At 65.4% G+C, this 11,486-nt stretch carries 13 protein-coding genes and 1 pseudogene; 5 read left to right on the top strand and 9 right to left on the bottom strand.

The window, feature by feature from the left end:
• The 4 genes from RMO81_RS12535 to modA form a co-directional block, all read right to left on the bottom strand.
• On the bottom strand, nt 1-1,772 hold a 1,772-nt coding region (locus tag RMO81_RS12535), incomplete at its 3' end, for a TonB-dependent receptor domain-containing protein (RefSeq protein ID WP_310476227.1).
• 164 nt (nt 1,773-1,936) lie between these two features.
• On the bottom strand, nt 1,937-2,647 hold the full coding sequence (locus tag RMO81_RS12530) for an ATP-binding cassette domain-containing protein (protein WP_310476226.1): 711 nt from the start codon (nt 2,645-2,647) through the stop codon (nt 1,937-1,939).
• Complete coding sequence (gene modB, locus RMO81_RS12525) at nt 2,634-3,311, bottom strand: molybdate ABC transporter permease subunit (RefSeq protein WP_310476225.1); 678 nt, start codon at nt 3,309-3,311, stop codon at nt 2,634-2,636. Before modB ends, RMO81_RS12530 begins: the two co-directional genes overlap by 14 nt.
• On the bottom strand, nt 3,308-4,078 hold the full coding sequence (gene modA / locus RMO81_RS12520) for a molybdate ABC transporter substrate-binding protein (protein ID WP_310476224.1): 771 nt from the start codon (nt 4,076-4,078) through the stop codon (nt 3,308-3,310). Before modA ends, modB begins: the two co-directional genes overlap by 4 nt.
• Nucleotides 4,079-4,167: 89 nt before the next feature.
• Between modA and RMO81_RS12515 the strand changes: the two genes are divergently transcribed.
• Nucleotides 4,168-5,304, top strand: a complete 1,137-nt coding sequence (locus tag RMO81_RS12515) for an aminotransferase class I/II-fold pyridoxal phosphate-dependent enzyme (RefSeq protein WP_310476223.1) — start codon at nt 4,168-4,170, stop codon at nt 5,302-5,304.
• On the opposite strand, the gene RMO81_RS12510 is transcribed toward RMO81_RS12515, so the two are convergent.
• On the bottom strand, nt 5,305-6,522 hold the full coding sequence (locus RMO81_RS12510) for a TCR/Tet family MFS transporter (protein WP_310476222.1): 1,218 nt from the start codon (nt 6,520-6,522) through the stop codon (nt 5,305-5,307).
• 103 nt (nt 6,523-6,625) lie between these two features.
• On the opposite strand from RMO81_RS12510, the gene RMO81_RS12505 reads away from it, so the two are divergent.
• From RMO81_RS12505 to RMO81_RS12495, 3 genes and pseudogenes are all read left to right on the top strand, one after another.
• Nucleotides 6,626-7,015: an NADH:ubiquinone oxidoreductase subunit NDUFA12 gene (locus RMO81_RS12505; protein ID WP_310476221.1), complete on the top strand. Its 390-nt coding sequence runs from the start codon at nt 6,626-6,628 to the stop codon at nt 7,013-7,015.
• On the top strand, nt 7,015-7,530 hold the full coding sequence (gene mlaD / locus RMO81_RS12500; protein ID WP_310476220.1) for an outer membrane lipid asymmetry maintenance protein MlaD: 516 nt from the start codon (nt 7,015-7,017) through the stop codon (nt 7,528-7,530). Before RMO81_RS12505 ends, mlaD begins: the two co-directional genes overlap by 1 nt.
• Nucleotides 7,472-7,903: pseudogene (locus RMO81_RS12495) on the top strand (DUF2155 domain-containing protein); the annotation flags it as partial. The gene mlaD and the pseudogene RMO81_RS12495, both read left to right, overlap by 59 nt.
• Before the next feature lie 35 nt (nt 7,904-7,938).
• Here RMO81_RS12495 and aat read toward each other — a convergent pair.
• From aat to aroQ, 4 genes are all read right to left on the bottom strand, one after another.
• Nucleotides 7,939-8,592, bottom strand: a complete 654-nt coding sequence (aat, locus tag RMO81_RS12490; RefSeq protein ID WP_310476228.1) for a leucyl/phenylalanyl-tRNA--protein transferase — start codon at nt 8,590-8,592, stop codon at nt 7,939-7,941.
• A gap of 76 nt (nt 8,593-8,668) precedes the next feature.
• On the bottom strand, nt 8,669-10,027 hold the full coding sequence (gene accC / locus RMO81_RS12485; protein WP_310476219.1) for an acetyl-CoA carboxylase biotin carboxylase subunit: 1,359 nt from the start codon (nt 10,025-10,027) through the stop codon (nt 8,669-8,671).
• 7 nt (nt 10,028-10,034) lie between these two features.
• Nucleotides 10,035-10,532, bottom strand: a complete 498-nt coding sequence (gene accB, locus RMO81_RS12480; RefSeq protein WP_310476218.1) for an acetyl-CoA carboxylase biotin carboxyl carrier protein — start codon at nt 10,530-10,532, stop codon at nt 10,035-10,037.
• A gap of 35 nt (nt 10,533-10,567) precedes the next feature.
• Nucleotides 10,568-11,026: a type II 3-dehydroquinate dehydratase gene (aroQ, locus tag RMO81_RS12475; RefSeq protein WP_310476217.1), complete on the bottom strand. Its 459-nt coding sequence runs from the start codon at nt 11,024-11,026 to the stop codon at nt 10,568-10,570.
• A gap of 116 nt (nt 11,027-11,142) precedes the next feature.
• Here aroQ and RMO81_RS12470 point away from each other — a divergent pair.
• On the top strand, nt 11,143-11,486 hold a 344-nt coding region (locus RMO81_RS12470; protein WP_310476216.1), incomplete at its 3' end, for a glutathione S-transferase N-terminal domain-containing protein.

Here is an 11,486-nt window from a genome sequence, read left to right as displayed (position 1 = left end):
GTGCCGGCGGTGCCGCGGATGGCCAGCATGTCGGCCACTTCCCAACGGAAGTTGGCTTTGGCGACAAAGGCGCTGCCGAACGTGTTGTAGCGTTCGAAACGGCCCATGGCGCCCAGGCTGAACGTGTCGGTCACGTCGGTTTCAGCGCCGGCGTAGATGGCATAGCTCTGCTGGCTGCGCGAACCGGCAAAGGTCGGGCTGGTGCCGCCATAGCCCGATGCGCCAACCGGCTTGGTGACCTGACCATCGGCCAGATACGTGCCATTGCCCTGCAGCGTGAACAGATTCTGCACGGCAAACGGCCCGGCAGCATAGGATTGCACGTCACCGGCGGTCTGCGTGTAGGTCTCGCGGCGGAATTCACCGCCAAACGACAGGGTGATCGGGCTGGCGAGCCCGGCTTCAACCGGCAGTGTGAAATCGGCGTTGAGGTTCTGTTCTTCCTGGATCAGCTTGCCGAACTGGAACTCGGTCTGCGAAGCACGGCCAAACGACGGGCTGATCGACGAATACATCGACAGGTTCAGCGAGTTGCGCGCGATCGTGCCCGACAGATCATAGGTGAAGCCGTTGTCGGTCTTGCCCTTGATTCCCAACACACCGAAATATTGCTCGGTCACGCCCACAAAGCGCGGCGTGAAGCCGGCCGGATAAACGCTGGTGAAGTTGAAGGTGTTGGCATTCTTCACAAAGCCGCCGGTGGGGCAGCCCAGTGCGCCAGCCGTTGCCGGGCAGGGCGTGAGATAGATCGGCGTCGCAAAGGCCGAGTTGGCGTTGATGTTGGTGGTGCCGCCCACGATCGGCACGTTGGTGGCACCAATGGGGGAGCGGTAGTTGAAGCTCTGATCGGCCTTCAGCCGCGAATAGTTGGCGATGAAATACAGCTTGGCTTCCGGCGTCAGTTCATAGGCGCTGTTGAGCAGGAAGCGCGTGGCATAGCCCGGCGATATGCCGTAGATCTGCGCCGGCCCGGGGAAGTTGGGCAACTGGGTGGCCAGGCCCGGGTTCTGCTGGGCAAAGATCAGCGCGATCGGCCTTGTGGCGTTGCGCACCGTGCCGCCATCGTCGGTATATTCGCCCGTGACATTGATGAAGCCACGATCGCCCAGCTTGACGCCGGCATTGGCCGCGATCTGATAGCTTTCGCCGTCGCCGCGATAGAATTGGCCGTAACGGGCAACCACTTCCAGCCCGGCGTCTTCGCGCAGGCCATAGTTCATCACCCCGGCGATGGCATCGGAACCATATTGTGCCGTGGCGCCGTCCCGCAGGATCTGCAAGCTGCCAATGGCAAGCCCCGGAATGGTGGAGATGTCAGCACCTTGGCTACCGAACGACAGCGCCGTGTCACCACCGGTAAACACCTGCACCAGGGCCGATCGGTTGAGGCGCTTGCCATTCAGCTGCACCAGAATTTCATCGGCCGACAGGCCGCGCAGCGACGGCGCGCGCACAAAGGTGGAGGCATCGGAAATGGCGTTCTGGCCAACATACAGCGACGGCACCAGCGCCTTGATGATATCCAGCACGTTCGAAGCCGGCTGGGTGGCAAGTTCGGCCGCGCCGATAACGTCAACCGGCGATGCTGCATCGAGGATGGAGCGATCGGTGCGGCGGGTGCCGACAACGACGATGACCTTTTCGTCGCCAGTCTTTTCCTCTGCGGCGGCTTGGGCTGTCTGGGCGGCGGCAGGCATGGCCAGCGCCAGCATCGGCAGTGCCGATCCGGCCAGCAGCAGGCGCGTCATGCGCGAGATTGTCGGGCTTTGCATTCTTAAATTCCCCTGATTGTGGGTCGCTCCCCTGCGACCGCTACGGGCAATGCTAGACCGAAATGAAACCGTCACAATACGCGAAGCCGCCACCTCGACGCGCCGAGCCCATTATTCCGCCGCGCTGTTGCAACGGCGCATCAGTGTGTGACTATTCCGTAATCTTACGGCGCAATTTGGCCGGAAAGCCAGCGGTTCAGCCGGCTGGCGGGATCGGCCAGCACCGCTCCCGCTGGGCCCTGTTCGACAATGCGGCCCTGATTGATGAAGGCGCAGCTATCGGCGATGCCGGCGGCTTCGGCGAGATCGTGGGTGACGATGATCATCGGCGCCGCGCTCTGCCGGCGGACGTTGGCCACAGCTGCAATCAAAGCACGACGAACCGGCGGATCGACGGCCGCGAACGGTTCATCAAGCAGCAGCACATCCGGCGCGCGGGCCAGCGCCCGCGCCAGCGCCACGCGCATCTGTTCGCCGCCTGACAGGCCAGCGGGGTGGCGGCCAAGCACCGGCCCGTCCATCTGCATGGCCACCAGCAGGGCCAGCGCGGCGTCGCGATCGGGCGACCCCTGCGCGATCATAACATTGCCCAGCGCATCAAGGTGGGGGAACAGGGCACCGCCCTGCAACACCAGGCCAACGCGGCGTTGCCAGGCCGGCATGCCGTGGGTGCCGCCGTGCCAGCGCTGCCCATCCACAGCCACGTCACCTGTGGCCGGCACCAGCCCCGCGATGGCTTTCAGGATGCTGGATTTGCCGGCCCCCGATGGCCCGACCAGCGCCAGTGTCTGCCCCGGCGGCACGCTGAACGCGGCTTCCACCGCCAGCGGTCCGGCGCGGGTGAGTGAAACGGTCAGCCCGTCAGCCCTGATCATGACGATCCTTGCGGCCCAGCAGGAACAACAACGTGATGGCAAACAGGCTGATGCCGAGCAACAGCAGCGCCAGCCGGCTGGCACCCGCCATATCGAACGCCTGCACCCGATCATAGATGGCCAGGCTCAGCGTCGCGGTTTCGCCCGGAATGGCGCCGCCCACCATCAGCACCACGCCAAATTCGCCCAGCGTGTGCGCAAAGGCCAACACCGCGCCCGTCGCCAGCCCCGGCCAGGCCAGCGGCAATTCCACACGGGTGAAGGCCTTCAGTGGCGACAGGCCGCAACTTGCCGCGGCGTCGCGCAGATCATCGCCCACCGCCTCGAACGCGCGCTGCGCTGGCTGCACCATCAGCGGCAGGTTGACCAGCACAGACGCGACAAGGATGCCGGCGAAACTGAACACCAATTGCCCTCCGGTCAGCGCCGCCCAGCCGCGCCCGATGGCGCTGGCCGGCCCCAGGCCGACCAGCAGCGCCAGGCCCACCACGGTCGGCGGCAGCAGCAGCGGCAACAGCAGCAGCGCCTCCGCCAGCGGACGGCCGCGCCAGCGCGTGGTCGCCAGCCAATGGCCGAGCACAAGCGCCAGCGGCAGCAACAGCGCGACCGTTGCCGCTGCCAGTGCCAGCGACAGATTCAGCGCCGTGATGTCGGCTGCGGTCACGGCAGGCCAAATCCGGCAGCGCGCAGGGCGGCGCGGCCTTGCGGCCCGGTCAGCTGCGCCGCAAGGCCGCGTGCGCCGGGCGATGCCCCCGGCATCAGCACCAGGGTTTGCACCAGCGGTGGATGCAACGCTGGCGGCACCGGCACCACCAGCAGGCCGCCCCCGGCAGCCCGCGCCAAAGGCGCTGTGGATTGGCCGCTGGCGGCAAGCGCCAGCGGCAAGGCAACCAGCCCCGCCTCTGCCGCGCCACTGGCAACGAAACTCAGCGCCTGCGCCACATTTTCACCCAGCACCAGCGGCGCCCGGTCGGCCACACCCAGCCCGGTGAGCACCGCTCGCGCCGCCACGCCGTAGGGCGCGTGTGCCGGATTGGCGATGGCGAGATGGCGGATGCGGCCGGCGCGGATGGCGGCCTTAAGGCTGGCAAGATCGGTGATGCCGCTGGCGCGCGTCGCCACCAGCGCCAGCCGGCCCAGCGCATAGGGCCGGCGTTCAGTGCCGGGCACGCCCGCGGCCAACCGGTCAGCATGGGACGCATCGGCCAGCAGCAGCAGCTGGAACGGCGCGCCGTTCAATGCCTGCTGCACCATCTGCCCCGACGAGCCAAAACTGAGCTGGAACACCGCGCCGCTGGCCCGTTGATGCGCGCGCACCAACGGCGGTAGGGCCAGGCGCAGATCGGCCGCTGCGGCGACTGGCACCGGCGCCGGTGCGGCGCGCACGGCCATTGGCAGCGCCAACAGCAGCAACAAAAGGAGACGGATCATCGCTGCGCCTTGTGCCAGCCGGAACCGCCACGTGCAACGCACGTCAACCGCCACGTGCAACGCACGTCAAAAGCCGCTAACGCCCCACCATGTTCCGTCCTGATCCTGTCGAACCCTTCCACGCCATCCGCTTGTCGCGCCTTGCCCGCCAGCTGGAGGCGGAGGGGCGCAGCATTATCCACATGGAGTTCGGCCAGCCTTCCACTGGCGCCCCTGCTGCGGCCATCGCGCGGGCGCACGAGGTGCTGGCCACCGATCCCGGCAGTTATTGGGAATCCGAACCGCTGAAAGCCCGCATCGCCCAGCTTTATGCCGATCGGCACGGCGTGACGGTTGCGCCGGAACGGATCGTGCTGATGTGCGGCGCGTCGCCGGCGCTGGTGCTGGCGCTCACTTCGGCGTTCCGTCCGGGTGACGTGATCGCGTGTGCGCGCCCAGGCTATGTCGCCTATCGCAACAATGTGCGGGCGCTGGGCATGCAAATCCAGGAAATCGCCTGTGGCCCCGAAAGCCGCTACCAGATCACGGCCGCGCATCTGGCGGCGCTCGATCCCGCGCCAGCAGGTGTCATCATCGCCAGCCCCGCAAATCCCACCGGCACCATCATCCCGGCCGATGAGATGGCCGCCATCGCCCGCGTTTGCCGGGAACGCAGCATCCGCATCGTGTCAGACGAAATTTACCACGGGCTGTCGTTCGTTGGCCCGGTGGCGAGCGCGCTGGAATATGCGCCAGATGCCCTGGTGGTGAACAGTTTCTCCAAATATTTCTCGATGGTCGGCTGGCGGCTTGGCTGGCTGGTTGCGCCCGACGATCTGGTGGAGGCGGCGCGGGCGCGGATGGGCAATCTGTTCCTCACCGCCCCCACCTTGTCCCAGCACGCCGGGCTGGTTGCGATGGACTGCACGGACGAACTCGAAGCGCACGTGGCCCGCTATGCTGCCAATCGTCAGCTGATGCTCGATGCGATGCCGGCCATGGGGCTGACCAGGATCGCCCCGCCTGATGGCGCGTTTTATATCTGGGCCGATGTGGGCCATCTCACCAACGATGCCATGCAACTGGCCGAACAGTTGTTGCGGGATACCGGGGTTGTCGCCGCGCCGGGGTTTGATTTCGACCCGGTTGAAGGCCATCACTTCATGCGCTTCAGCTTTGCGGCGGACACGCCCCACGTGCGCGAAGCCATTGCGCGGATGACGCCGTGGTTTCAGGCACGCGGCTGATTACTCGGCTGCCACCACCCGCCGGCTGGCGTGGGCACGGGCGAAAATCAGCGCCGTAAGGCCGACAAAAACCAGCGACACGACAAACGGCGCCCCCGGCGCATAGACCGGCGCATCCGCCACGGAAAAACGCGCGAAAACCGTCGTCATCAGCGGCGGGCCAACAATGGCGGAAAGGCTCTGGATCGAGGCCACCGCGCCTTGCAGTTCGCCCTGCTCGTTTGGCGCAACCTCTGCCGACATCAGCCCCTGCAAGCAGGGGAACACCAGCCCCTGGCAGGCTGAAACGGCAATGCCGACATAAACAATCCAGCCGGCATCGGCGAGCGCATAGGTGGAATAGCCCGCCACAGCCGACACGATGCCCGCGATGATGATGCGGCGCTGGCCAAAGCGCGGGATCAGCTTGCGGCCCAGCCAGCCCTGGACGATGGCACCGGTGACGCCGACCGCCGCGAGGCTCCAGCCCACTTGTTCGGGGCTCCAGCCATAACGCAACTGGCCGTGATAGCTCCAGATCGAATAAAGCGACTGGTACGACAGGGTCCACACGAACACCGTCGCGCCCAGCATCAACACCACCGGATGCGCCGATTTCAGCCGCAGCAGCGCCCCCACCGGATTGGCTCGCCGCCATTCAAAACTGCGGCGTTTTTCCGGCGGCAGCGATTCCGGCAGCACGAACAGGCCATAGACGAAATTGGCCATGGCAAGGGCCGCCGACAGCAGGAACGGCACTTCGGTGCCAAAGCCCGCCACGAAACCGCCCAGTGCCGGCCCGATGATGAAACCGAAACCAAACGCCATGCCGATCACGCCGAAATTGGCCCCGCGCTTTTCGGGCGGGGTGACATCGGCGATATAGGCATAGGCAGTGGGGAAGGTCGCGCCGGTGATGCCGGCGACCACGCGGGCGGCCACCAGCCACCACAAGGTGGGGGCAAAGGCCATCACCACATAATCCAGCGAAAACGCCGCCATGCTGGCCAACAGTACCGGCCGGCGACCAAAGCGATCGGAAAGCCCGCCGATCACCGGCCCCATCAGGAACTGCACGCTGGCATAAAGGAAGGCGATCCAGCCCGACACTTCGGCGGCATGGGCAAGATCACGCCCGGTCAGCTTGACGATCAGCTGCGGAAACACCGGGATGACGATGCCAAAACCGATGGCGTCGATCAGCACGGTGATGAAGATGAAGGCCAGCGCACGGTTCACGCAAGGTGGGGTAGCGGCTTTTTGCGCCCGCGCCTATCCGCCATCACCGGGGTTGCGCGGGTGCGGCAAAAATGTTTTGGGTGAGGCGAAGGAGCCCCCGTTCGTGTCCGTGCTCAAGATGATCTTTACCTGGTGGAATGGCCCCGGCCTTGGCACCCGCATTTTCACCGCCCGCAATGGCGAGGAAGTCGGCCGCGATGATCAGGGCAATATCTATTACCGGTCCGGCGTTGGCGCGGCGCAAAGGCGCTGGGTGATCTACAACGGCGAACCCGAAGCCACCCGGATCCCGCCGGAATGGCATTTGTGGATCCACAAGACCGTGAGCGAGCCGCCGTCGGAAAAGGCGCTCGTGACGCGCGTTTGGGAACGCGAATGGACGCCCAACGCCACTGGTACCACGCTGGCGCACAGCCCGGCCGGCGCCCTGCTGGCGGGCGGCAAGCGGGCGGCGACGACAGGCGATTATCGCGCCTGGTCTCCCGAAAGCTGATGGCCGGCACCCTGAAGGAGCATGTGGCCGAGGCGCTGATCGGCCTGTTTGTGGTGCTGCTGGCGGCCGGATTTGTGGCCTTTGCCTGGGCCCGCACCGGCGCCGGCGAAGGCAGCGACGGCACCGTGCTTTCGGCGCGTTTCCCCAATATCGGCGGCGTCACGCTGGGCACTGATGTGAAGGTTGCCGGCGTCAAGGTTGGCAAGGTGGTGGGCCTCGAGCTTGACCCGACCAGCTATCAGGCCGTGCTGCGCCTGTCGGTTGATCGCGGCCTGCAGCTGCCCATCGATTCGTCTGCCGCTGTCACCAGCGAAGGGCTGTTGGGCGGCAACTATGTCGCGCTCACGCCGGGTGCCGAGGCCGACATGCTGAAAGACGGCGGCGAGATCATCGAAACCTCGGGCGCGCCCGATCTCATGGGCCTGATCGGGAGCGTCGTGAACCGTTCCGGCGGCGATGCGCCAGCTGCACCGGGTGCAACCGAAAAGCCGGCTGGCGATGCACCGTCACCCTGAAACGCTGGCGCTTGCCGCCGTCCTGCTTGCGGGCACCGCATCCGCGCAAGAAGCGCCGCCACCCGCCGCTGCACCACCACCGGCAGTGGCAGCGCCCGCCCCGGTGCGTCCCGCTGCGCCCCGCGTGTCGCAGGTCACGCCGGTGAAGGAGCGCGTGCTGGTCGTCGGCGCACTGGCCAAACGCACCGGCGAAACCCGGTTCCTCACCCTCAAGCCCGGCCAATATCTGGATTTCGCCGGTCTCCGCATCACGGCGCGCACCTGCGAAACCACGCCGCCTTGGGAATGGCCCAAGCTGCAAGGCGGGTTTCTGCAGGTTGATGAGCGGTTGGCTGGGCAGGTGAAGCGGGTGTTTTCCGGCTGGCTCTATGCCGAAAGCCCCAGCCTGAATGTCATGCAGCACCCGCGCTATGATGTCTGGCTCAAAAGCTGCACGATGCGTTTCCCCGACGGGCCCTCCCCGCGTTCTGGGCCGTCATCGCCCGCAAAGAAATCGCCTGAATTGCCCGCCAAGGCGGCGCTCAACTGAACGCGATAATCGCGCGCCGGGATTTCGACTGCGCCAAAACCGGCCAGATGGCTGGTCAGAAATTGTGTGTCCAGCAGCCGGAACCCGCCCAGCCGCAGCCGGGTCACCAGCGCTGCCAGACAGCATTTGCTGGCATCGCGCACCTTTGTGAACATCGATTCGCCGAAAAACGCCGCGCCCAGCCGCACGCCATAAAGGCCGCCGGCCAGTTCGCCATCCGCTGTCCACGCCTCAACACTATGGGCCTGGCCGCGCGCGTGCAGCGCCACATAGGCTTCGGCAATCAAGGGATTGATCCAGGTTTCGCTGCGGGCCACGGCTGGTTCGGCACAGCCGTCCAGCACAGCGGCAAAGGCGCGATCGGCGGTAAAGTGGAACCGCTCCTGCTTCAGCGTCTTGGCCAGGCTTTTGGGCAGGTGGAACCCATCCAGCGGCAGCACGCCCCGGCGGCGTGGCTCCACCCAGAACACATCCACACTGTCGGCACGCTCGGCCATGGGGAAAATGCCGCTGGCATAGGCGCGCAGCAGCATATCCGGATCAAGACGATGGGTCAGTGGTCGAGTCACGGCCTCAGCATGCCGCAACTGGTGCGTGCTGCAAATCCCCTCAGCCGGCGGCCTCTGCTGCCCTCTTCGCCAGCCAGCGTTCCAGCCACTTGATCGTATAGTCACCGTTCTGAAACTCGGCGTCCTCGATCAGCGCCTGGTGCAGCGGGATCGTGGTTTTCGGCCCGTGAATCACGAACTCTTCCAGCGCGCGGCGCAGGCGCATCAGGCACTCTTCGCGATTGGCACCGTAAACGATCAGCTTGGCGATCAGCGAATCATAATAGGGCGGGATGCGGTAGCCATCGTACAGCGCCGAATCGACCCGCACATGCAGGCCGCCGGGCTGGTGGAAATCGGTGACACGGCCGGGCGACGGCGCAAACGTCTGCGGGTCTTCGGCGTTGATGCGGCATTCGATGGCGTGGCCTTCGAACTTCACCTCGTCCTGCGTCACAGACAGCGGCAGGCCGGCGGCGACGCGGATCTGTTCGCGCACCAGATCAAGCCCGGTGATGGCTTCGGTCACGGGATGTTCCACCTGCAGGCGGGTGTTCATTTCGATGAAGAAGAATTCGCCATTTTCCCACAGGAATTCGATGGTGCCGGCGCCACGATATTTGAGCTTGGAAATGGCATCGCGCACCACTTCACCCATGCGCGCGCGTTCGCTGGCGTTGAGCGCCGGCGACGGGGCTTCTTCCAACACCTTCTGGTGGCGGCGCTGCAGCGAGCAATCGCGTTCGCCCAGATGAACGGCGCCGCCCTGGCCATCGCCAAACACCTGGAATTCGATGTGGCGCGGTTCGGATAGATATTTTTCGATATAAACCGTGTCATCGCCAAAGGCGGCCTTGGCCTCGGATTTGGCCTGGCTTACCAGCGAGGGCAGGCTGGCGGCATCGGGAATGACCTTCATGCCTCGCCCGCCGCCGCCCGAAGCGGCTTTCACCAGCACCGGGTAACCGATGATTTCGGCCACCGCGAGCGCTTCTTCCATGGTTTCGATCGGGCCATCGCTGCCCGGCACCAGCGGCAGGCCGAGCCCGGCGGCAGTGCGCTTGGCCTCCACCTTATCGCCCATTTTGCGGATATGTTCGGGATCTGGCCCGATCCAGGTGATGCGATGTTCCTGCACGATTTCGGCAAAGCGCGCGTTTTCAGACAGGAAGCCATAGCCGGGGTGGATGGCATCGGCCTGGGCAATTTCGGCCGCCGAAATGATCGCCGGGATGTTGAGATAACTATCGGTTGCCGATGGTGGGCCAATGCAGATGGCTTCATCGGCCAGCCGCACGTGCATCGCATCGGCATCGGCGGTGGAGTGCACCGCCACGGTGCGGATGCCCATTTCGCGGCAGGCACGGTGCACGCGCAGCGCGATCTCGCCTCGATTGGCGATCAGGACTTTCTTGAACACGGGCCGGTTACTCAATGATCACCAGCGGCTGGTCATATTCCACCGGCTGCTCGTTATTCACCAGGATGGCCTTTACCACGCCGGCACGCGGCGCGGTGATCGGGTTCATCACCTTCATGGCTTCGATGATCAGCAGCGTGTCACCAGCAGCCACGGTGGCGCCTTCGGTCACAAAGGCCGGGGTGCCCGGTTCCGGGGTGAGATAGGCGGTGCCGACGATCGGCGATTTCACCAGGCCGGGGTGGTTGCGGACATCGTCGCTGCCGGCAGGTGCGGCAGCCGGTACTGCGGAAGACGGGGGCGGTGCCGGCCAGCCACCAGCCGGCGGTGCCGGTGCATAGCTTGGAGCGCCGGCCGCCATGGTGACCGCGGCCGCGGTGCGGGCGACGCGGATGGTCCGTTCGCCGTCTTTGACTTCGATTTCGGTCAGATTGCTGGCGTCGAGCAGTTCGGCCAGTTCGCGCACCAGGCCGGTGTCGACCACAATTCCGGTATTCTCAGGCATGATGATCCCGTCTATTGCCCCAATGTAACCCCAGCTTACTGCCGCAAAGCCCCCGCCGCGTCCAGCGCCAGCGTGTAGGAAGCAGCGCCAAAGCCTGAAATCGTGCCCTTCGCCGCGCGCGCCACAAAGCTGGTGTGGCGAAATTCCTCACGGGTGTGGGGGTTTGAAAGATGCACCTCGATCACCGGCACACTGATGGCCTTGATCGCATCGTGAATGGCAATCGACGTGTGGGTGAGCGCCCCTGCGTTCAACAACACCGCCAGCGCCCCGCGCGCGCCGGCTTCCTGCAGCCAATCGACGATATGGCCTTCGTGGTTGGATTGGCGGATATCGACCGCCAGCCCCAGCCCGGTCGCCTGCGCTTCCAGCCGCTCGGCGATATCGTCCAGCGTGTCGTGGCCATAGATGTGCGGCTCACGGCTGCCCAGCAGGTTGAGGTTGGGGCCGTTCAGCACCATCACGAGGGGCAATTCTGGCAGTTGTTCAGTCATCCCCCATCAAAACCACGAAGCGCGCCGCTTGCCAAGCGCGGCTTGCTGCCAATCGCTTGCCCCATCCCCGCCGATGCGCCATGTTGCCGGCCAACAGGGAAGGTGGGTCGCACCACATGAAGATCATCATCGGCAATCGCACCTACAGCAGCTGGTCGCTGCGGGGCTGGCTGGCGGCCAGGCAATCGCAGCTGCCGTTCGAAACCGAACTGCGTGTGATGGATTCGCCCGCGTGGATCAGCGGCGAAGCCAAGACCGACATGCCATCGGGCAAGGTGCCGGTGCTGTGGGATCATGGCGAAGCGATCTGGGATTCGATGGCGATCCTGCTCTATCTGGCCGACAAGGCCGGGCACGACCGTTTCTGGCCGCGCGACATGCACGCTCGCGGCCTGGCCTATGCCATGTGCGCTGAAATGCATTCCGGCTTTGCCCCACTGCGCAGCGCCTGCCCGATGGA

It is taken from the genome of Sandarakinorhabdus sp. (assembly GCF_031422795.1).
Classification (GTDB): Bacteria; Pseudomonadota; Alphaproteobacteria; order Sphingomonadales; family Sphingomonadaceae; genus Sandarakinorhabdus.
The sequence above is the reverse complement of the archived record's forward strand: the minus strand, read 5'-3'. Positions and strand labels throughout refer to the sequence as shown.